At 64.3% G+C, this 18521-nt stretch carries 24 protein-coding genes; 16 read left to right on the forward strand and 8 right to left on the reverse strand.

Going from position 1 to position 18521, the window contains the following annotated elements; genetic code table 11:
• Positions 1-2 precede the first annotated feature (2 nt).
• Together AAFG13_RS20845 and AAFG13_RS20850 are read left to right on the forward strand one after the other, a co-directional pair.
• The gene (locus tag AAFG13_RS20845; protein ID WP_249132202.1) at positions 3-218 is read left to right on the forward strand and encodes a cysteine-rich CWC family protein; all 216 of its coding nucleotides are present in this window, start codon (positions 3-5) and stop codon (positions 216-218) included.
• Entirely contained in the window at positions 215-889 is a 675-nt protein-coding gene (locus tag AAFG13_RS20850; protein ID WP_342713195.1) for an HAD family phosphatase, read from the forward strand. The genes AAFG13_RS20845 and AAFG13_RS20850 overlap by 4 nt, the downstream gene beginning before the upstream one ends.
• A 273-nt stretch (positions 890-1162) precedes the next feature.
• On the opposite strand, the gene AAFG13_RS20855 is transcribed toward AAFG13_RS20850, so the two are convergent.
• Both AAFG13_RS20855 and AAFG13_RS20860 read right to left on the reverse strand, forming a co-directional pair.
• Positions 1163-2374: an ABC transporter substrate-binding protein gene (locus AAFG13_RS20855; protein ID WP_342713196.1), complete on the reverse strand. Its 1212-nt coding sequence runs from the start codon at positions 2372-2374 to the stop codon at positions 1163-1165.
• Between the two features lie 340 nt (positions 2375-2714).
• Positions 2715-3311: a TetR/AcrR family transcriptional regulator gene (locus AAFG13_RS20860; protein WP_342713197.1), complete on the reverse strand. Its 597-nt coding sequence runs from the start codon at positions 3309-3311 to the stop codon at positions 2715-2717.
• Between the two features lie 88 nt (positions 3312-3399).
• On the opposite strand from AAFG13_RS20860, the gene AAFG13_RS20865 reads away from it, so the two are divergent.
• Entirely contained in the window at positions 3400-4191 is a 792-nt protein-coding gene (locus AAFG13_RS20865) for a crotonase/enoyl-CoA hydratase family protein (RefSeq protein WP_342713198.1), read from the forward strand.
• A 118-nt stretch (positions 4192-4309) separates the two neighbouring features.
• On the opposite strand, the gene AAFG13_RS20870 is transcribed toward AAFG13_RS20865, so the two are convergent.
• The gene (locus tag AAFG13_RS20870; protein WP_342713199.1) at positions 4310-5017 is read right to left on the reverse strand and encodes a glutathione S-transferase N-terminal domain-containing protein; all 708 of its coding nucleotides are present in this window, start codon (positions 5015-5017) and stop codon (positions 4310-4312) included.
• A 220-nt stretch (positions 5018-5237) separates the two neighbouring features.
• Between AAFG13_RS20870 and AAFG13_RS20875 the strand changes: the two genes are divergently transcribed.
• Complete coding sequence (locus tag AAFG13_RS20875; RefSeq protein ID WP_212316234.1) at positions 5238-6353, forward strand: MBL fold metallo-hydrolase; 1116 nt, start codon at positions 5238-5240, stop codon at positions 6351-6353.
• A 17-nt stretch (positions 6354-6370) separates the two neighbouring features.
• A complete protein-coding gene (locus tag AAFG13_RS20880) occupies positions 6371-6985 on the forward strand; it encodes an SCO family protein (RefSeq protein ID WP_249132199.1) in 615 nt (204 codons plus the stop codon).
• A 31-nt stretch (positions 6986-7016) separates the two neighbouring features.
• On the opposite strand, the gene AAFG13_RS20885 is transcribed toward AAFG13_RS20880, so the two are convergent.
• On the reverse strand, positions 7017-7250 hold the full coding sequence (locus AAFG13_RS20885) for a hypothetical protein (protein ID WP_212316238.1): 234 nt from the start codon (positions 7248-7250) through the stop codon (positions 7017-7019).
• 187 nt (positions 7251-7437) lie between these two features.
• Here AAFG13_RS20885 and AAFG13_RS20890 point away from each other — a divergent pair, with 187 nt between their 5' ends.
• The 8 genes from AAFG13_RS20890 (at position 7438) to AAFG13_RS20925 (ending at position 14796) form a co-directional block, all read left to right on the forward strand.
• The gene (locus AAFG13_RS20890) at positions 7438-8340 is read left to right on the forward strand and encodes a LysR substrate-binding domain-containing protein (protein WP_298378568.1); all 903 of its coding nucleotides are present in this window, start codon (positions 7438-7440) and stop codon (positions 8338-8340) included.
• Entirely contained in the window at positions 8333-9553 is a 1221-nt protein-coding gene (locus AAFG13_RS20895) for an NAD(P)-binding domain-containing protein (RefSeq protein WP_342713200.1), read from the forward strand. Before AAFG13_RS20890 ends, AAFG13_RS20895 begins: the two co-directional genes overlap by 8 nt.
• Positions 9554-9706: 153 nt before the next feature.
• Positions 9707-9931, forward strand: coding sequence for a hypothetical protein (locus AAFG13_RS20900; RefSeq protein WP_212316244.1), 225 nt, complete (start codon positions 9707-9709; stop codon positions 9929-9931).
• Between the two features lie 11 nt (positions 9932-9942).
• Positions 9943-10134 (forward strand): hypothetical protein, encoded by a 192-nt coding sequence (locus AAFG13_RS20905; RefSeq protein WP_342713369.1) that lies wholly within the window; start codon positions 9943-9945, stop codon positions 10132-10134.
• 226 nt (positions 10135-10360) lie between these two features.
• On the forward strand, positions 10361-13273 hold the full coding sequence (gene uvrB, locus AAFG13_RS20910) for an excinuclease ABC subunit UvrB (protein WP_212316247.1): 2913 nt from the start codon (positions 10361-10363) through the stop codon (positions 13271-13273).
• Between the two features lie 3 nt (positions 13274-13276).
• Positions 13277-13693 carry a pyridoxamine 5'-phosphate oxidase family protein gene (locus tag AAFG13_RS20915; protein WP_212316249.1) on the forward strand — a complete coding sequence of 139 codons (417 nt, stop codon included), beginning with the start codon at positions 13277-13279 and terminating at the stop codon, positions 13691-13693.
• Between the two features lie 45 nt (positions 13694-13738).
• Positions 13739-14503, forward strand: a complete 765-nt coding sequence (locus tag AAFG13_RS20920) for a DpnI domain-containing protein (protein ID WP_212316251.1) — start codon at positions 13739-13741, stop codon at positions 14501-14503.
• Between the two features lie 11 nt (positions 14504-14514).
• Positions 14515-14796: a hypothetical protein gene (locus AAFG13_RS20925; protein WP_212316253.1), complete on the forward strand. Its 282-nt coding sequence runs from the start codon at positions 14515-14517 to the stop codon at positions 14794-14796.
• A 22-nt stretch (positions 14797-14818) separates the two neighbouring features.
• On the opposite strand, the gene AAFG13_RS20930 is transcribed toward AAFG13_RS20925, so the two are convergent.
• The 4 genes from AAFG13_RS20930 to AAFG13_RS20945 all read right to left on the reverse strand — a co-directional run bounded on the left by AAFG13_RS20930 (position 14819) and on the right by AAFG13_RS20945 (position 16528).
• Positions 14819-15319 carry an N-acetyltransferase gene (locus tag AAFG13_RS20930; RefSeq protein ID WP_342713201.1) on the reverse strand — a complete coding sequence of 167 codons (501 nt, stop codon included), beginning with the start codon at positions 15317-15319 and terminating at the stop codon, positions 14819-14821.
• A gap of 37 nt (positions 15320-15356) precedes the next feature.
• Positions 15357-15743 (reverse strand): hypothetical protein, encoded by a 387-nt coding sequence (locus tag AAFG13_RS20935; protein ID WP_342713202.1) that lies wholly within the window; start codon positions 15741-15743, stop codon positions 15357-15359.
• Positions 15744-16018: 275 nt separating this feature from the next.
• Positions 16019-16210, reverse strand: coding sequence for a hypothetical protein (locus AAFG13_RS20940; RefSeq protein ID WP_249132196.1), 192 nt, complete (start codon positions 16208-16210; stop codon positions 16019-16021).
• Between the two features lie 78 nt (positions 16211-16288).
• Positions 16289-16528 (reverse strand): hypothetical protein, encoded by a 240-nt coding sequence (locus AAFG13_RS20945; protein ID WP_212316261.1) that lies wholly within the window; start codon positions 16526-16528, stop codon positions 16289-16291.
• A 370-nt stretch (positions 16529-16898) separates the two neighbouring features.
• Here AAFG13_RS20945 and AAFG13_RS20950 point away from each other — a divergent pair, with 370 nt between their 5' ends.
• The 3 genes from AAFG13_RS20950 to AAFG13_RS20960 all read left to right on the forward strand — a co-directional run bounded on the left by AAFG13_RS20950 (position 16899) and on the right by AAFG13_RS20960 (position 18453).
• Positions 16899-17342: a nuclear transport factor 2 family protein gene (locus tag AAFG13_RS20950; RefSeq protein ID WP_342713203.1), complete on the forward strand. Its 444-nt coding sequence runs from the start codon at positions 16899-16901 to the stop codon at positions 17340-17342.
• Positions 17343-17469: 127 nt separating this feature from the next.
• The gene (locus tag AAFG13_RS20955) at positions 17470-17730 is read left to right on the forward strand and encodes a hypothetical protein (protein ID WP_097673103.1); all 261 of its coding nucleotides are present in this window, start codon (positions 17470-17472) and stop codon (positions 17728-17730) included.
• A gap of 288 nt (positions 17731-18018) precedes the next feature.
• Positions 18019-18453, forward strand: a complete 435-nt coding sequence (locus AAFG13_RS20960) for a nuclear transport factor 2 family protein (RefSeq protein ID WP_171947760.1) — start codon at positions 18019-18021, stop codon at positions 18451-18453.
• Positions 18454-18521 lie beyond the last annotated feature (68 nt).

The raw sequence follows: 18521 nt of genomic DNA on the forward strand, positions 1-18521 counted from the left end.
GAATGGACCTCTCGTCACACGATCGTTCCGAACCAGCATCGCCGCGCCGGCTTGCCTGCACGGCATGCGGCAGCGAATTCTCCTGCTCGCTCACGGGACCGTGCTGGTGTTCCGACGAAAGCTTTCGCCTGCCGATGCCGACCGACAGCAGCGACTGCCTCTGCCCCGCATGCTTGCGGAAGCTGGCGGAACAGCAAGCCGCGGCGGGCGCCAAGTGACCGCACCCTGGACCGTCGACGCCGTCCTGCTCGACATGGACGGCACGCTGCTCGACACCGAGAAAGTCTATTTCGACAGCCTGGTCGCGGCGCTGAATACGTGCGGCTATACCGACGGCGTCGGCGCGCTGTGCCATTCCATGGTCGGGCTTCCCGGCCCGGTCTGCGAAGCGATGCTGCGCGATCATTACGGCGCGACGTTTCCGCTCGACGAGGTCAATCGCGCCTTCATCGTCACCCGCGATCGCATGTTTGACGCCGGCCTGCCGCTCAGGCCCGGCACGCTCGCGCTGCTCGACGGCCTTGCCGCCGCCGACCGCCGGACCGCGATCGTGACCTCGTCATCCCGCCGCACGGCCGAGCGTCATCTCACGCTCGCCGGCATCCGCGACCGCTTCGACACGCTGCTGACGCTTGACGACGTGACCCACGGCAAGCCGGACCCGGAGCTCTATCTGAAGGCGGCCGCGCGCCTCGACGTGACGCCGGCGGCCTGCATCGCGGTGGAAGACTCCAACCACGGCGTCACCGCCGCCCACGCCGCCGGCGCCATCACGCTGATGGTGCCCGACATGGCGCCGCCGACCGACGCGACGCGCGCGAAATGCGCAGCCGTGCTGCCGGACCTCAACGCGGTGCTGGCGCTGCTGCGGGCGCGCGGCGCGCTTTAACCGTCGTTGCGAGCGAAGCGAAGCAATCCATCGTCCCGCACATGCGGGTAGATGGATTGCTTCGCCGCTTCAGCGCAAATTGTTTTGCAATTTTGTCGCGAGCTCCTCGCAATGACGGAGGCCGATCGGCCAGAGCCTGTACTCATAAAAGTCCGCTTCTGGGGGTGAAGCGGATGCCAGTCGGCTCGGCCGTCATTGACAGCTTTTGACCCACGACAGAATCGGTCTTTTTGTCGAGTGCTGCTCGCCCTCAACACGCAGAGAGTCCGGTGATCAGCCGTTCACTAGTGGACACCCGCCATCTTTCAATGGACGAAAGGCTTCCGCTGCCGGGATGGTGGCGCGCAGTTTGTAGAAGTCGCCGAAGTATCTCGATTCGGCGGGCGATTTTACCTGAAACAGATACATATCGTGGATTTTGCGTCCGTCGGCCCGAATGATTCCTTTGCCGTACAGGCGGTCGTCGGTCGGAATCTCCTTCATTTTGGCGGCGACGGCGCGGCCATCGGCGTCAGATTTTAGCGCCTCGACCGTCTTGAGATAGTGGGTCACGGCCGAATAGACCCCCGCCTGGGCCGACGTGGGGACCTTGCCCGGGCGCTCAACCTGCCAGCGTTTCGTCCAGTTACGGTTGTTGTCGTTCATGTCCCAATACCAGGCCTCGGTTAAAACGACGCCCTGCGTTATCGGCAGACCAAGCGCGGCAATGTCGCTCACCCACAACAGGAGACCTGCGATATTCTGTCCGCCTTTGACAACTCCAAACTCGGCCGCCTGCTTGATGGCATTTGTGGCGTCGCCGCCAGCGTTAGCGAGGCCGATCACTTTAGCCTTGGAGGATTGTGCCTGGAGCAGAAATGATGAAAAATCACTGGTGTTAATCGGCACCCGGACCTTGCCCAGCACTTTCCCGCCATTGGCTCCCACAACCGCCCCTGCGTCACGTTCAAGAGCGTAGCCGAACGCATAGTCGGCGGTGACGAAGAACCAAGTATCGCCACCCGTCTTTACCATCGCCTTGCCGGTACTGTTGGCGAGCGCCCAGGTATCGTAGACCCAATGAATTGTATTGGCGTTGCACTTTGGACCGGTGAGGTCCGACGTCGCCGCGCCCGTAACCAGGAACAGCTTGTTCTTTTGGCGGGCGATCTCACTTACTGCCAGGGAAACGCCGGAATTCATGCCGTCAACGATCACATCGACCTTGTCGACATCGAACCACCTGTTGGCGATGCTGGCGCCAACGTCAGGCTTGTTCTGCATGTCGGCGCCGACGATTTCTACTTTCATCCCCTTGCCAGCCGCACCAAAATCTTCGACCGCGAGCTTTGCGGCCGCGACCGCGCCAGGCCCGCCGATGTCCGAATAAATGCTCGACATATCTGTCAATACGCCGATCTTGACGATGCCATCGGTATATTGCGCGTTGGCCGAATTGTTCACGAGAGCGGCCGCGACCATGATCACACTGAAAATCGTTTTCATGTGCTACCTCGCAACGACACACCGACACGAGCTCTATCAATTTTATCAGTTTTTCCGAACTACCTTTGCGGCGGCTCTTGACAAAAGCGTCCGGTCGGGCCCGCTATTGCGGGGTACTCCCTTCAGTAGGATGAAGTCCTGGATAGGAGCCGCTCACTTCCGAGTGAAGACGCTCCAACACGCCGGCAACGAAATTGACCTGCGTGTCCTGGCCTATGAAAACGTGCAATGCGCTCTCTGGGCGTCGGCGCATTAATAGAAGCGATCCGAGCATTCCAATGCCGACGTGCACTCAGACCGGATTCGATGTCGCCTTTCTGAGAGCGAAGCGGATGCGGCCCTAGCCCCGTTTTCGCCTCGGCTTCCCCATCGCCGTCTCGATCAGCGTGCGCGCGGCCTCGCCGGCGGTCTCCATGTAGCTGGCGTCGCGATGCAGCAGCACCACGGCGAATGATCCGTCGAGCAGCAGCATTATCTGCCGCGCCAGCTTGAGCGGATCGGCGATGCCATGCTCCGCGAAGGTCGCGCGCAGCCAGTCCTCGAACTTCTTCTTGTGCGCGGCGCCGATCCGGATCGCGGGATGCCCGGGCATGTTGGCAAGCTCGGCCGAGGTGCGCAGGAAACCGCAGCCCTTCCATTTCGGATGCCGTGCCGAACGCGCGAGGTTCTTGAAGATCGCCTCGACCTTCACCGGCAGCCTGCCCTCGGCCTCCGCAAACCATTTGCGAAACAATGCAAGGTTGGGCTGGTCGCGCGCGGCGAGATAGGCGGCGACGAGGTCGTCCTTGCTCTTGAAGTGATAATACAGCGTGCGCTTGGTGAGGCCGGCCTTGGCGGCGACCTCGTCGACGCTGACGCGGCGGATCCCTTCACTGTAGAACAGCGAATTCGCCGCCTGGACGATGCGCTCGCGGGTGGGCTCGGAGGGTCGGGGCATCCGTCGTATGTATACTCACCAGTGAATATACACAAATTCCGCCAGCCTCTAGGTTCGGCCCACGAACCCCCATGCCGGAGACTGCGCCATGCCCGACCCCATCCTGCTCGCCATGGACGACGGGATCGCCCTGATCACCCTGAACCGTCCCGCGCAACTCAACGCGCTCAATTACCAGCTGATCGATCAGCTGATGGCGGCGCTCGACCGCATCGAGGGCGACGCCGAAGTGCGCGCCGTGATCCTGACCGGCGCCGGCGAGCGCGCGTTTTCGGCGGGCGCCGACATCAAGGAGTTTTCCGAGAGCGTCAAACAGGGCGCCGCGGTCGCAGTGCGCGACTTCGTCCGCCGCGGCCAGGCCATGACCGCGCGGCTGGAGGCGTTCAAGAAGCCCGTCATCGCCGCGGTCAACGGGCTCGCCTTCGGCGGCGGCTGCGAGATCACCGAGGCGGTGCATCTCGCTGTTGCCAGCGACCGTGCGCTGTTTGCAAAACCCGAGATCAAGCTCGGCATGCCTCCGACCTTCGGCGGCACGCAGCGGCTGCCCCGGCTGGCCGGACGCAAGCGCGCCCTTGAGCTGCTGCTATCAGGCGATCCGTTCCCGCCCGAGCGCGCGCGCGAGATCGGGCTGATCAACCGGATCGTGCCGCATGATCAGTTGCTCACCGCCGCGCGCGAACTCGCCGGCCGCATCACCAGGCATTCGCCCGACGCCGTCGCCGGCACGATCACCGCGGTGACGCGCGGGCTCAACATGCCGATCGCCGAGGGCCTGCTGGTCGAGAGCGAGCAGTTCGGCGCGCTGGTGCCGAGCCACGATCTCGCCGAGGGGCTCGCGGCGTGGAAGGAGCGGCGACCGGCGAAGTATGTCGGGGCGTGAAAACCCGCTAGCGCTACATTCGTCATTGCGAGCGAAGCGAAGCGATCCATCGACCCGCATGCGCGGAAAGATGGATTGCTTCGTCGCTTCGCTCCTCGCAATGACGGAGGAGCTCGCCCTACCGCACCACCGCCGCGGTCTGTCCGAACAGCAGCTTGCGCTCTTCCTCGGTGCGGATCGCGGGCTGGCCGAAATTCGGATTGACCTCCTTCGCCTTGGCATAGGCGCGCTCGGTCGCCGGGCGCTTGCCGATCGTCTCCAGCCAGCGCTTCAGATGCGGGAAGTCGTCGATCTCCTGGCCCTGGTTCTTGTAGGGCACGACCCAGGGATAGCTCGCCATGTCGGCGATCGAATAGTCGCCGGCGATGAATTCGCGGTCGGCGAGCCGCTTGTTGAGCACGCCGTAGAGCCGGTTGGTCTCGTTGACATAGCGATCGATCGCGTAAGGCAGCTTCTCGACGGCGTAGTTGCGGAAGTGGTGGTTCTGCCCGGCCATCGGCCCGAGCCCGCCCATCTGCCAGAACGTCCACTGGATCGCGTCATAACGGCGGTAGAGATCCGCAGGCAGAAATTTTCCGGTCTTCTCGGCGAGATAGAGCAGGATCGCACCGGACTCGAACAGAGAGATCGGCTTGCCACCGCCCTTCGGCGCGTGATCGACGATCGCCGGAATGCGGTTGTTAGGCGCGACCTGCAGGAAATCCGGCCTGAACTGATCGCCCTTGCCGATATTCACCGGGAAAACCTTGTATTCCAGTCCGGTCTCTTCGAGGAACATCGTGATCTTGTGGCCGTTCGGCGTGGACCAGTAGTGGAGATCGATCATGGGCGAGATCCTGCATTTCCAGGGATTGCTGACGCATCGGCGAGAAAGATGCGAATGCATGGAGTTGGGCGCATAACCGCACCCAAGTCAATGGCGGCGCATTGCGCCGCGCGCGAATGTGATCTGCAAACGACGCAAGCGCCCGATTGAGCTGCGCCCCGATAGCACCTAGGCTCCGCATGGTTCGCATTGAAGAATTTTCAAAACTTGGGGGATAATAATGACACGGGATTTGGCACGACGTGATTTCCTGAAAGGCTCGGCGGCCATCGCCGGCGCCGCGGCCGCGGGCGCATTCTCCTGCGTCGAGATCGCGAGCGCCGCGCCGATCGAGGTGCCGACCGTCGACAAGCTGTCGATCCGCGTGCTGGTCGATTCGAGCTTCGACATCTTCTTCAAGCCGAAACAGGCTAACGGCGTCTCGATCGCGCCGGCGGCGCGCGGCGCCGACTTCCGCAAATCGCTGCACAATGAATGGGGTCTGTCGCTGTGGCTGGAATCGGAGGCCGCAGGCAGCCGGCGCAGCCTGATGCTCGACTACGGCTACACGCCCGAAGTGCTGCTCAACAACATGGAGCTCGTCGGCGTCGATCCCGCCAAGCTCGATGCGCTGATCGTGAGCCATGGGCACTACGATCATTTCGGCGGCCTCAACGGCTTCCTCGACAAATTCCGCGACAAGCTGCCGGCCGACGTGAAGCTCTATGCCGGCGGCGAGGACAATTTCTGCCACCGTGTCAGCGCGACGCCGACCAAGGGCCAGTTCGCCGATTTCGGCACGCTGGATCGCCGCCAGCTCGCCGCCCAGCGCGTCACCACGGTGCTGTGCGAGACCCCGACCGTGATCGCCGGCCACGCCTTCACGACCGGCAAGATCACCCGCCGCAGCATCGAGCGCGTGCTGCCGCAGACCTGGGTCGAGTTCGGCATGAAGGACGGGCTCGGCTGCAACGCCAGCCACTATCTGCCGGCCGAGATGGAGGGCAAGATCGTGCCCGACGAGCACATCCACGAGCACGCGACCTGCTTCAACGTGAAGGATTTCGGCCTGGTCGTGATCTCGTCCTGCGGCCATGTCGGCATCGTCAATTCTGTCAAGCAGGCGCAGGAGGTCTCCGGCATCCAGAAGGTGCATGCGATCGTCGGCGGCTTCCATCTCGGACCGGCGCCGAAGGACTACCTCACCGAGGTGGTCGCCGAGATCAAGAAGCTCGACCCCGACGTGGTGATCCCGATGCATTGCTCCGGGCTCAACTTCGTCCAGGAGGCGACCGCGCAAATGGGCGACAAGGTGCTGGTCACGACGACCGGCAGCCGCCTCTCCTTCGGCATATGATCGCGCCGCTCCTGCGCATGATTGCATGCGCTGGCGCGGGCCTGTGGCTGACGCTGGCGTCGGCACTGGCCGGCGATGCACTGGGGCAATCGACGCGCTCGGCCGCCGAGATCATGGACATCCTGATGTGGAACAGGGAGCCGGTCGGCGGCCCGTTCGCGCTGACCGATCAGGCCGGCCATGCGCGCACCGACAAGGAGTTCCGCGGCAGGCTGATGCTGGTCTATTTCGGCTTCACCTATTGCCCCGACGTCTGTCCGACCGATCTGCAGGCGATCGCGCTCGCGCTCGACAAGCTCGGCCCTGACGGCGATCAGGTGCAACCGATCTTCATCACGGTCGATCCCGAGCGCGACACCGCTGCGCATCTCGCCGAGTACGTGCCGCTGTTTCACCCGCGCCTGATCGGGCTGACCGGCAGCTTTGATGCGATCCGCAAGGTCGCCGATGCCTACAAGGTCTACTACGCAAGGGTGCCGCTGAAGGACGCCGGCGACTACACCGTCGACCACACCGCCTACATCTATCTGATGGACCGCGACGGCAATTATCTCGGCTTCTTCCCGCCGGGCACGTCGGCCGACCGGATGGTCGAGATCATCCGGCCACGGCTCGCCGAGCCGGCGCGCTAGTCGAGCGGCAATGACGGGCTCGGCGACAGCTTCAATGCATCCGCCCATGCGCGCGCAAAAACACCTCGCCGGTTTCCGTCACCATCACCCGCATGCCCTCGACCGAGGGACGGCGCGCGACATAGCCGCGGTCGACGGCGTCTTCCCAGATCGTCAGCCGCGGGCATGAGGTGCGCCAGACCTCGAGCACCTCGGCATAGGGCCGCGGCTCGCGCGCGACCCATTCCACGAGATCGAGCACCAGGGCGTCGGTGGTCTCGGTCATCGGATATTCTCCCTCGGCATCGTCATGCCCGGGCTTGTCCCGAGCATCCACGTCTTGGTTCGGCATCAAGAAAGACGTGGATTGCCGGGCCAAGCCCGGCCATGACGGATGGTGATATTTCTGCGCTGCTTGGCCTCCGCCGGCAAACTGAGTTATCTTGCCCTTGCATCAGTTTTCCTGAGGGTTCATGCGGCGGCTGCTCTTTCTCAACGGCATCAAGGCATTCGAGGCCGCGGCGCGGACCGGCAGCTTCGCGGCCGCAGGCAGCGAGCTCAACGTCTCAGCCGCGGCGATCAGCCGGATGGTGCATCTGCTGGAAGAGCGGCTCGGCGTCGCGCTGTTCGAGCGCAAGGCCAACCGCCTGGTCACCACACAGGCCGGCCGCGCCTATCAGGGCGGGCTGACGCCAATCTTCGACGCGCTGGCGAGCCTCACCGCGCAGGTCACGGCATCCGCAAGCGCACGGGTGCTGACCGTCGGCGTCGGCCCGACGTTTGCGCTGAAATGGATGATCCCGCACCTCGCCGAGTTCCGCAAAGCGGAGCCCGACATCGAGGTGCGGATCACGACCGGCGGCATGGCGGTGCCGTTCGCCGACGACTGGAGCTGCGGCATCCAGCTCGGCGACGGCCAGTGGCCGGGCCTCGTCGCCGAGCCGCTGTTCGCCGCCGACCTGATGCCGGTGTGCACCGCGCGGCTCGCCAACGCCCTGAAGCGTCCCGCCGACCTCAAGGGACCGAGCCTGATCCGCGTCGCGCATTCGCCCGACGACTGGCCGTCCTGGCTGAAGGCTGCGGGCGTGCCGCGCCTGACGGCGCGCGGGCCAGAATTCCAGTTCTACGGCCAGGCGCTTCAGGCAGCTAGCGACGGGCTCGGGATCGCGATGGGGATCCGGCCCTATATCGATGACGATCTCGCCGCCGGCCGGCTGGTGGCGCCGTTTGCGCTCAGCGTGCCGAAGGGCATGCGCTGGTACCTCGTCTATCGCGGCTTCCACGCCGAGCAGCGCGATTTCGCCGCGTTCCGGCGCTGGATCATCCGCGCCGCCGCGGAACCGGCCGCCCGCCGCAAGGGAGCGCGCAATGCCTGACGAGACCATCGACACGCTGGTGATCGGCGGCGGCCAGGCCGGGCTCACCATGAGCCACCGGCTGAAGCAGCGCGGCATCGCCCATCTGGTGCTGGAGCGGCGGCGAATCGCCGAGCGCTGGCGCAGCGAACGCTGGGACGGCCTGATGTTCCAGTTTCCGAACTGGTCGGTGCGGCTGCCGGAGTTTGCGTTTCCGCACAGCGATCCCGACGGCTTCTCGGACACCGCCTCCATCATCGCCTTCATCGAGGACTACGCCGCCTTCGTCGCGCCCCCGATCCGCTGCGGCGTCGAAGTGACAAAACTGCGCCGCGACGCCGACGGCTTCCTCGCCGAGATCGCCGGCGGCAGCATCGCGGCCCGCAACGTCGTCATCGCCACCGGCCCCTATCAGCGGCCGCTGCGGCCCGAACTGTTGCGCGAGCACCCCGGCGTGTTTCAGGTTCACGCCAGCGATTACAAAAATCCCGCGCAATTGCCTGATGGCGCGGTGCTGGTGATCGGTGCCGGCGCCTCGGGCGCGCAGATCACCGACGAACTGATCCGCGCCGGCCGCCGCGTCTTCCTCTCGGTCGGGCGTCACAACCGCCTGCCGCGCCGCTATCGCGGCCGCGACCTGTTCTGGTGGCTGGCCGAGATGGGCGTCGACGAGACGCCGGTCGAGCAGCGCGGCCCGTCACGCCTGCTGCCGGTAATTACGGGCGCCCATGGCGGCCACACCATCGATTTCCGCCGCTTCGCCGCTGACGGCGTGACGCTGCTCGGCCGCGTGACGGCGGCGCGCGACGGCGTCCTCGAGATCGCGCCCGATCTCGCCGCCAACATCGCCGATGGCGACGCCTACTACGCGACATTCCTCGGGATCGTCGACGACTTCATCGCGACACGCGGCCTCGATCATCCCGACGATCCCTTGGCGCGCGTCCGCTTGCCCGATCCGCCGTGCCTCACCGCACCGCTTGATACCGTCGACCTGCGCACCGAACGGATCAGCAGCGTGATCTGGGCCACCGGCTACGGCCTCGATCTGAACTGGATCGACATACCGGTGCTGGACGCCCATGGAGCACCGCGACACCGCCATGGCGTCTCCGACGTCCCGGGACTGTATTTTCTCGGCCTGCAATGGCTGTCGAAGATGAAATCCTCGTTCCTGTCGGGCGTCGGCGACGACGCGGCCGTGCTCGCCGATCGCATCGCGGCCCGCAGCTAGCGCGTTGGTGCGGTTCGCCTGAAGAAACCGCGTCAAAACAAAATGATGGAACTCCTTTGCCCCGTCGGAAATAAACCGCGCGACTTGTGATCTGGTTCACATTGGGCGCCGCGCGCCCATGCTTCCTATGAGAAGGGGCATCCTGAGGTCGCGATGATTTACAGCGGTTTTGAGATCAAATCGTTCGAGGTGGGGAAGGGGCAATGGCACGCCAGGATTCAACGGGTCGATCAAAGGCCGGTCGTCATCGATGGCATGCCGTTTCCGATGCTCGACATCGGCTTTGCGTGGTCCGATCCGGATGCGGCGATCGACGACGCGAAGCGGACTATCGACCGGTTCCCACAGCGGTATGGCATGACAATACGGTCGGCGTGACCGGCAACGTCGTGGTCGCGATCGCCCCGCAATGCGAGCCGGATCCGGTCTGGCCGGCGCAGGTCAGAACCAGCTGCCCGGAATGCGCCGCCCGGCTCTCGCTGCTGCGCGTCATTCCCGGCCGCGCCGCCGAATACTGGACCATGCGCTGCGACGGCTGCGGCGGGATCCATCTCGACATCGTCGACCTGCCGCGGGCCTGAGAAACTGTCGTCATTGCGAGGAGCGATAACGACGAAGCAATCCATATTCCCGCTTGTGGCGCGATGGATTGCTTCGCTAACGCTCGCAATGACATGGATGGGAACTCCCCCGTCACGTCATCCAGCAGCGGCCTGCTGACACCCTGCTGTCAGCAGCCTCGCCTGTGCGCCAATCCAGCCGTCGATTGCCCTTTTCTCGCTGCCGGACTCGTCCCATATTCCGGGCATGGCGAAGACACCGAACACTCCGAAAAAGCCCGGCAAATCCCCCAAATCCAAAGCTCATCGGCCCGAAGTCCAACCGATCGGACCGGCGCTGGCTGAGCTGCTCAATCCCGCGATCAATCGCGGCGATGCCGGCATGGGTTCGGGCACCGGCCTGCAGCCGCCGCCGGACAATTCCTGGGACCGCCGCGCCGGCGGCGAAGCCGCCGCGCATCGCGCGCGGGCGTCGACGCGCGAGACCAGCGAGGACGTTGCCAGGCGCGACGCTTCCGGCCTCGAGGAAGCTCCGCAGGCCAATTACGGCACCTCGGCCACCATCCCGACGCTCGATCCGGAACTGGCGCGACAGCTCGGCCTGCCGACCGCCGAGGACGACGACGAGGCGCTCGCCCGTCCGCCGCGCAGCAAGATGGAGGCGCTCGGCGTCAAGGCGACCGCCGACGCGCTGGAGAACCTGATCCGCGACGGCCGCCCGGAATTCCGCAGGGATGACGGCTCGATGCGGGTGTGGACCCCGCACCGGCCGCCGCGCCCGGAGAAATCCGAAGGCGGCGTGCGGTTCGAGATCAAGTCGTCCTACGAGCCCAAGGGCGACCAGCCGACCGCGATCGCGGAGCTGGTCGAGGGCATTGGGCGCAACGACCGCACCCAGGTGCTGCTCGGCGTCACCGGCTCGGGCAAGACCTACACCATGGCCAAGGTGATCGAGGCGACCCAGCGCCCGGCGCTGATCCTGGCGCCGAACAAGACGCTGGCCGCGCAGCTCTATGGCGAGTTCAAAAGCTTCTTCCCCGACAACGCGGTCGAGTATTTCGTCAGCTATTACGACTACTACCAGCCGGAAGCCTACGTTCCGCGCACCGACACCTATATCGAGAAGGATTCCTCGATCAACGAGCAGATCGACCGCATGCGCCATTCGGCGACGCGTGCGCTGCTCGAGCGCGACGACGTCATCATCGTTGCTTCGGTGTCCTGCATCTACGGTATCGGCTCGGTCGAGACCTACACCGCGATGACCTTCGCGCTGAAGAAGGGCGAGCGCATCGACCAGCGGCAGCTGATCGCCGACCTGGTCGCGCTGCAATACAAGCGCACCCAGGCCGACTTCACCCGCGGCACCTTCCGGGTCCGCGGCGACGTCATCGACATCTTCCCGGCGCACTACGAGGACCGCGCCTGGCGGGTGAACCTGTTCGGCGACACCATCGAGACCATCGAGGAGTTCGATCCGCTCACCGGCCACAAGCAGGACGAGCTCGAATTCATCAAGATGTACGCCAATTCGCACTATGTGACGCCGCGCCCGACGCTGGTGCAGGCGATCAAGTCGATCAAATCAGAATTGAAGATGCGGCTCGACCAGCTCAACGACCAGGGCCGCCTGCTGGAGGCGCAGCGGCTGGAGCAGCGCACCACCTTCGATCTCGAGATGATGGAGGCGACCGGAAGCTGCGCCGGCATCGAGAACTATTCGCGCTATCTCACCGGCCGCCGCCCCGGCGAACCGCCGCCGACGCTGTTCGAATACGTGCCCGACAACGCGCTGGTGTTCGCCGACGAAAGCCACGTCACCGTGCCGCAGATCGGCGGCATGTTCCGCGGCGACTTCCGCCGCAAGGCGACGCTCGCCGAATACGGCTTCCGCCTGCCCTCCTGCATGGACAACCGCCCGCTCCGCTTCGAGGAATGGGACATGATGCGGCCGCAGACCGTCGCGGTGTCGGCGACGCCGAGCGGCTGGGAGATCAACGAGAGCGGCGGCGTGTTCGTCGAGCAGGTGATCCGCCCGACCGGGCTGATCGATCCTCCTGTCAATATTCGCCCCGCCCGCACCCAGGTCGACGACCTCGTCGGCGAGGTCCGCGCCACCGCGCAGGCCGGCTACCGCTCGCTGATCACGGTGCTGACCAAGCGCATGGCGGAGGACCTCACCGAATATCTGCATGAGCAGGGCATCCGCGTCCGCTACATGCACTCCGACATCGACACCATCGAGCGCATCGAGATCATCCGCGATCTGCGCCTCGGTGCGTTCGACGCGCTGGTCGGCATCAACCTGTTGCGCGAGGGCCTCGACATCCCCGAATGCGCGCTGGTCGCGATTCTCGATGCCGACAAGGAAGGTTTTCTGCGCAGCGAAACGTCCTTGATCCAGACCATCGGCCGCGCCGCGCGCAATGTCGACGGCAAGGTGATCCTCTATGCCGATCAGATGACCGGCTCGATGGAGCGCGCCATCGCCGAGACCAACCGCCGCCGCGAGAAGCAGGTCGAGTACAATACTGAACATGGCATCACGCCGGAGAGCGTGAAGAAGTCGATCGGCGACATCCTCAACTCGGTCTACGAGCGCGACCATGTGTTGGTCGAGATCGGCGACGGCGGTATGGCCGACGACGTGATCTCGATCGGGCACAATTTCGAGGCCGTGCTGGGCGACCTCGAAACGCGGATGCGCGAGGCCGCCGCCGATCTGAACTTCGAGGAAGCCGCGCGGCTGCGCGACGAGGTCAAACGGCTGCGCGCCACCGAGATGGCCGTGGTCGACGATCCGACCGCCAAGCAGCGCAACGTGCAGAAGCAGGCCGGCGCCTATGCCGGCACCAGGAAATACGGCGATGCCGCCAACCTGCCGGTCGCCGCGCTGAAGAACAAGACCGCACAGACCTCGCTCAAGGCGAGCCGCGGCGGCAAGTCCGGCTCACGGGTGCACAAGCCCGACCTCGACGAGATGCACGGCCCGGAATCGCTGCCCTTCCGCCCGAGCAGCGCACTGCCGGCCAAACCGTTCGGCACCACGAGCCGCATCATCCAGCCGAACGACTCGCGACAATCAGGCCCGGAGTTTGGGCCAGCGCCGCGGAGCAGCGGCGGGGCTCCGGGCAAGCGGGGCGGGTGGAAGAAAAGGTAGATCATGACGCGTGCCGAGCTGCTCGGCTTCCTGCGGATGCATCGGCTCGCTGTCGTGAGCACGGTCCACGACGGCGCGCCGCAGGCGGCTGTCGTCGGCATCGCGGTCAGCGATGAACTCGAGATCATCTTCGATACGCTGACCACCTCACGCAAATACCAGAACCTCCGCGCCGATCCCCGCGCCGCACTGGTGATCGGCTGGGACGCCGAGCAGACCACGCAGCTCGAGGGTGTCGCCGACTTTCCGACCGGTGCGGAGCTCGCCGCATGCAAGCAGGTCTATTTCGCGGCGTGGCCCGACGGCCCGCAGCGGGAGGCGTGGCCGAACATCGGCTATGTCCGCGTGCGGCCGTGCTGGGTGAGGTTCAGCGATTTCGGCGTGATGCCGGTGCGCGTTGAGGAGATTGAACTGGAGTAGATGCGTAGCGCTAGATTTTTGATTCCGTTTCGCTACGCTGGTCTCATGAAACTCGGCTTCGAAGAATCGCAGACCTCCTATACTAGCGGCTCGCAAAGCGCTCGTGCCTGGACGGAAGCCTGGGTGAAAGCCTGGGCCTACTGTCCCCATTGCGGCAGTGCGAAGATGTCGCAGTTTCCCAACAACAGTCCAGTGGCGGACTTCCTGTGCGGATCGTGCAGCGAAGAGTTCGAGCTCAAGAGCCAGAAGGGAAAGTTCGGCCCCAAGGTTGCCGACGGCGCTTACAAGACGAAATGCGAACGTCTTGGTGCAAGCAATAATCCCAATCTTTTGCTGATGAACTATGACCTTAAGACGCTTGCGGTCGTCAATCTGCTGATTGTCCCGAAGCATTTCTTCGTTCGGGATATCATCGAGGAGCGGAAGCCGCTGGCGGCGACCGCCCGGCGCGCCGGCTGGATCGGCTCCAATATCCTGCTCGGGAAGGTCCCGGAGTCCGGGAAAATCCACATTGTCCAGAACGGTGTCATTCGAGACAAGGAGTTGGTCCGCGCGGAGTGGCAGAAGACACTGTTTCTTCGAAGCGAGTCGCTGGAATCGCGTGGCTGGCTTCTCGACGTCATGAAGTGCGTGGAGTCGCTGGGCAAACGCGACTTCACCCTCGAAGAAGTCTATGCTTTCGAGCGCCATCTTGGCGATCTGTATCCGGGCAACCAGAACGTCCGGCCAAAGATTCGTCAACAGCTCCAGTATTTGCGTGATCGCAGATTCATCGAGTTCCTGTCGCGGGGCAATTACCGACTGAAATAGTGAGGACAGCTATGGCTTGGTTTCTCAATCTCTACCGATGTGCGCGCTGCAAGAAAATCTGGACTGACGAGTGGTCTTGCACTTGCGACGACGATTGCCCGCATTGCGGCGCACGGCACATGTCTCCGTTCAAGAGCGAAGACCTGACCGAGCTTGTTGCACAAGAAGGTGACGAATTCGTCGTTGTTCGGTCACCGGACTCAGCCGAGCATCGTCCAGACTATCGCGAGCTTGGTCGGTTTCCGACGCGAGCGAAGGCGGAGGAGTTTCTGGCATCGACTGATTTTGCCTAGACTTTGGGAATGTCTCGCGTGCTTATGTCACGTCGAACGCCGCGTCGTACCTCACATCCCCCTTCGGCGGCTCGCCCTTCAGCACCAGCCGCTGAAAATACGGGCTCGGCTTGCCGCCATAAGTCAGCGCGGGATCGCTGACGAAGCCGAAGCGGCTGTAATAGGCGGGATCGCCGAGCAGGACGCAGCCGTCGGCGTTCAGTGCCGCGAGGCGGGCAAGTCCCGCGCGGAGCAGGGCACCGCCGATGCCCTGGCGTTGCATCTCCGGTGCGACCGAGATTGGACCGAGGCCGTACCAGCGCCCAGCGACGCCATCGATCTGCACCGACGAGAAGGCGACGTGGCCGACAATGCGGCCGTCGTCCGATGTCGCCACCAGGGAGACGGTCAGCGCGCCGGCCTGGCGCAGCGCCTCGACGATGCGGGCTTCGGTGCCGCTGCTGTGCGGCGCTGTCGCGAATGCCGCCGTCGTGATGCGGCTGATCGCGGCGGCGTCTTCACCGCGTTCGTGTCTGATCTGCATGCGCGCAGATAGGGCCGATCGGCGGCGAAGCGCAAGCTCAACCGACGCTGACGACCGCGACCGCCAGCAGCGACATCATGATCATCGTGGTCATCAGTTGCAGCGAGACGCCCGGCTGGCTCCGCCATTGCGCGATCTTCTCGGAGATCGTGAGGTTCGCGTCGAAGAACATCGGCGCGTGGATGTGCACGAAGCGTTGCGGGAATTTGGCGGCGAGCCACGGCGTGATCGCGGCATAGACCAGCGAGGCGAGCACGACGTAGATCGCGGCGCCATAGCGTTCGCCGACGATTTCCGGGGCGCCGAAGATCTTCAGCACCAGCACGGCGGCGGCGAAGGTCGGCAGGCCCTGGAGGATGGCGGTGAGCGCAAAGCCTTCGAGCCGGTTCTGCGCGGATGATTTCGGTGCAGCGATGGCATTCATGGCGGCGGTCCCTTCCCAATCGGGTGATCCGATGCCGCCACGCTAGCCGCGCGCCCGCGCCTGCGGCGTGATGCACGTCACGCCGGAAACGGGACTTCCACCCGCGTCGTCCCGGCGAAGGCCGGGACCCATTACCCCGACTGCCCATTGTTGAGCGACGCTGGGGGCCCAACTCGCTGCAACAACACAACCCTGTGGTTATGGGTCCTGGCTTTCGCCAGGACGACGGTGGAATATGCCGCGACCTCTCGGCCTGCCCGACCGCCTCTCGCGCCCTACCCCGACCGCTTGTTGCTGGTGTTCTGGATCAGATTGCCGTGCGCGGCCTGCTCGCGGATGTTGTGCTTCTCGTCGTCGCGATGGCCCTTGGTGGTGTCGAGGGGAACGCTGGGGGCGCTGCCGGGGCCCTTGTGGCTTCTGTTGTCGTCGGGAACGGGCTGGATGTTCTTGTTCAGCGGTTTCGTCATCATCGTCTCCGGTACGCACGAGACAACGCCGCCCGTGCGGGCGGCGTTCCCGGAACCTGGGACTTCACGCAACCGAGCTTACAGCTTTTCCTGCTGCGAGCGCTGCGCCTGCGGCTGTTGGCGCTGACGTTCCTGCTCCTTGGCATGATGGCGGCCGTAGAGGCATCCGGCGGCGGCGCCGAGCATGCCGTGATGGCCGGCATAATGGCCGGCGACACCGCCGACGACCGCACCCTTGATGCAGCCCTTGGCATCGGCGGGCGAGGTTGCGGCAAGCGCACTAACGGCAATGGCGAACGCGAGAAGAAGGGATTTCATGATACGGCTCCAATGGAATTCTCTGGGATCAACGGCTGAGCCGCCCCGCCGGTTCCCGCCGCTTCAGGGCCAACGTGAAACGTCCGGGGAGTTCTCATGAATTCGCGGCCACCTGCCCCCGCGCGCTTCACGTCGTCGAGACGCGATCAGTTCATTTTCATCAGTTCAGTTTCATCAGTTCAGTTTCTTGCCATGTCGGGATGGCACCCCGGAGCAACCGCACGCATGTTGTGCCGCAATGCACGTTGGGGTTGCCGAACCTGATCGCGTCTCGTGCGTCAAAACATATGTTTGAGAGTGGAACGCTTCGGTTCACAATGCGGGCCAGGGCCAGTCGAAGGCGAGTCGGACTGAACCGGCGGAGTCGAATATGGGCGAGGATTTGAACCGGCAACGCGTCTTGAACTTCCTCGACGTCTATTATGCCGGCGGCATCGAGGGCGCGCTCGATCGCTGCAGTGACGACGTCGCGTTTCTCGCCAACGCCCCGATCGACATTCTTCCGCATATGGGCCAGCACCGCGGCAAGGCCGCGCTGCGCCAGATGTGGACCACGATCCACGAGCGCTATTCCGACATGCGCTACGAGGCGCCGATGGTGGTGGCCGAAGGCGACAAGGTCGCGGCCCAGCTGCGGGTGTTCTTCCGCAAGCGCAACAACGCCCGCGTCGTGCAGTTCGACGTCGCGGTGTTCTACACGCTGCGCGACGGCAAGATCACCGAGATCCGCGAGATCATCGACACATTCGACCTCGTCCAGCAGGTGCTGGAGCGTGATGTCGCAGCGGCGCTGACCGGGCAGAACGCGGAATAGCTCCCGGAAGGCCGGGCAACGCATGGCGACGCCCCCCCCCCCGCAAATTCGTCCCCGCCGACGTTGAACCTCGAAGGCCCGGCGCTGACCTATCACTGGGCTTGTTGCGGTCGGGGCTGAAATCACCATGAAAGTCGCATTGCTCGCTGTGCTTGGCCTTGCACTGGGCGCCCTTGGCGGCGCCGCGCTCGGCATCGGAGCCGGGCTCACCTGGATCGGGCTGGCCAAAACCTCAGGTCTCGACAGCGGAACGCTGGTGTTTTTCACCTTCATGCCGCTCGGCGCCGCGATCGGCGGCATCGGCGGCGCGCTGCTGTTCGCGGTGGTGGCGATCCGCGACGCCGAGATCGTGATCGAGCGGCAGCCGCTGCGGCAGCGCGACCGCTGAATTACGGAGCGTTTTCGAACGAAGTGGATGCCGGTTCGCGTGAAGAAAACGCGCCAAAACTGGAATCCAGAACCCCGTTCCGATTCCATTGGAACGGGGTGCTGTAGACGGACGGTCACATTCCGGTCAAAACCGGCGCAATTGTGCATTGCAAAAAAGTCATTTGCGTTTTGGCCGCTCCGCCCTATTTGAGGCGGTAATAGTGACGTGCAGCAACCTGGCAGGGCGTCGACGCTGACCGCCTGCCATTCGTTTGCTTTGAAAATCCAGTTTCAGGACGAGACCAAAATGACAGAGCACAGCCTCTGGCGTTTTTCGCGCGCATTGCATCGCGCGATCAACGAACGCCAGCTTGCAGACATCGAGCCGTTGCTCGATGACGAGGTCGAATGGGCCATCTACGGGCCGATCGACCTGTTTTCCTTTTTCGGCTCGCGCCGCGGCAAGGCCGCCGTGCTCGAGGTGATCAGGCAGATCGGCGAGAACCTGAGGGTTCACCGCTTCGATCGGGAGTCCATCATGCTGGGCGCGGATTCCGCCGCCTCGATGCTGCGCTATTCGCTGACGGCATTGGACTCCAACAAGCCGATCTCGCTCAGGATCGCGCATTTCGCGCAGTTCAAGGCCGGCAAGCTCACGAGCTTCCGCGTGCTGGTCGACAGTTTCGACCTGGTCGAGCAGACCGTCGGCTACCCGATCCATCTGCCGCGCATCGCGGTCTGACGGACCCACGATTTCACGCCTTCGTCATGTCCGGGCTCGAGCGCGAAGCGCGTCTTCGCGTGTTCGGC

It is taken from the genome of Bradyrhizobium sp. B124, assembly GCF_038967635.1.
In the GTDB taxonomy this organism is placed as follows: domain Bacteria; phylum Pseudomonadota; class Alphaproteobacteria; order Rhizobiales; family Xanthobacteraceae; genus Bradyrhizobium.

Excerpts from the sequence above, each read along its gene's own strand:
- AAFG13_RS20935 (WP_342713202.1), bottom strand. The coding sequence starts at position 15,743 with ATGAATGCCATCGCTGCACCGAAATCATCCGCGCAGAACCGGCTCGAA.
- uvrB (WP_212316247.1), top strand. The coding sequence starts at position 10,361 with ATGGCGAAGACACCGAACACTCCGAAAAAGCCCGGCAAATCCCCCAAA.
- AAFG13_RS20950 (WP_342713203.1), top strand. The coding sequence starts at position 16,899 with ATGGGCGAGGATTTGAACCGGCAACGCGTCTTGAACTTCCTCGACGTC.
- AAFG13_RS20960 (WP_171947760.1), top strand. The coding sequence starts at position 18,019 with ATGACAGAGCACAGCCTCTGGCGTTTTTCGCGCGCATTGCATCGCGCG.
- AAFG13_RS20875 (WP_212316234.1), top strand. The coding sequence starts at position 5,238 with ATGACACGGGATTTGGCACGACGTGATTTCCTGAAAGGCTCGGCGGCC.
- AAFG13_RS20870 (WP_342713199.1), bottom strand. The coding sequence starts at position 5,017 with ATGATCGATCTCCACTACTGGTCCACGCCGAACGGCCACAAGATCACG.
- AAFG13_RS20945 (WP_212316261.1), bottom strand. The coding sequence starts at position 16,528 with ATGAAATCCCTTCTTCTCGCGTTCGCCATTGCCGTTAGTGCGCTTGCC.
- AAFG13_RS20845 (WP_249132202.1), top strand. The coding sequence starts at position 3 with ATGGACCTCTCGTCACACGATCGTTCCGAACCAGCATCGCCGCGCCGG.
- AAFG13_RS20940 (WP_249132196.1), bottom strand. The coding sequence starts at position 16,210 with ATGACGAAACCGCTGAACAAGAACATCCAGCCCGTTCCCGACGACAAC.
- AAFG13_RS20890 (WP_298378568.1), top strand. The coding sequence starts at position 7,438 with ATGCGGCGGCTGCTCTTTCTCAACGGCATCAAGGCATTCGAGGCCGCG.
- AAFG13_RS20915 (WP_212316249.1), top strand. The coding sequence starts at position 13,277 with ATGACGCGTGCCGAGCTGCTCGGCTTCCTGCGGATGCATCGGCTCGCT.
- AAFG13_RS20880 (WP_249132199.1), top strand. The coding sequence starts at position 6,371 with ATGATTGCATGCGCTGGCGCGGGCCTGTGGCTGACGCTGGCGTCGGCA.
- AAFG13_RS20855 (WP_342713196.1), bottom strand. The coding sequence starts at position 2,374 with ATGAAAACGATTTTCAGTGTGATCATGGTCGCGGCCGCTCTCGTGAAC.
- AAFG13_RS20895 (WP_342713200.1), top strand. The coding sequence starts at position 8,333 with ATGCCTGACGAGACCATCGACACGCTGGTGATCGGCGGCGGCCAGGCC.
- AAFG13_RS20920 (WP_212316251.1), top strand. The coding sequence starts at position 13,739 with ATGAAACTCGGCTTCGAAGAATCGCAGACCTCCTATACTAGCGGCTCG.
- AAFG13_RS20865 (WP_342713198.1), top strand. The coding sequence starts at position 3,400 with ATGCCCGACCCCATCCTGCTCGCCATGGACGACGGGATCGCCCTGATC.
- AAFG13_RS20860 (WP_342713197.1), bottom strand. The coding sequence starts at position 3,311 with ATGCCCCGACCCTCCGAGCCCACCCGCGAGCGCATCGTCCAGGCGGCG.
- AAFG13_RS20885 (WP_212316238.1), bottom strand. The coding sequence starts at position 7,250 with ATGACCGAGACCACCGACGCCCTGGTGCTCGATCTCGTGGAATGGGTC.
- AAFG13_RS20930 (WP_342713201.1), bottom strand. The coding sequence starts at position 15,319 with ATGCAGATCAGACACGAACGCGGTGAAGACGCCGCCGCGATCAGCCGC.
- AAFG13_RS20900 (WP_212316244.1), top strand. The coding sequence starts at position 9,707 with ATGATTTACAGCGGTTTTGAGATCAAATCGTTCGAGGTGGGGAAGGGG.
- AAFG13_RS20955 (WP_097673103.1), top strand. The coding sequence starts at position 17,470 with ATGAAAGTCGCATTGCTCGCTGTGCTTGGCCTTGCACTGGGCGCCCTT.
- AAFG13_RS20925 (WP_212316253.1), top strand. The coding sequence starts at position 14,515 with ATGGCTTGGTTTCTCAATCTCTACCGATGTGCGCGCTGCAAGAAAATC.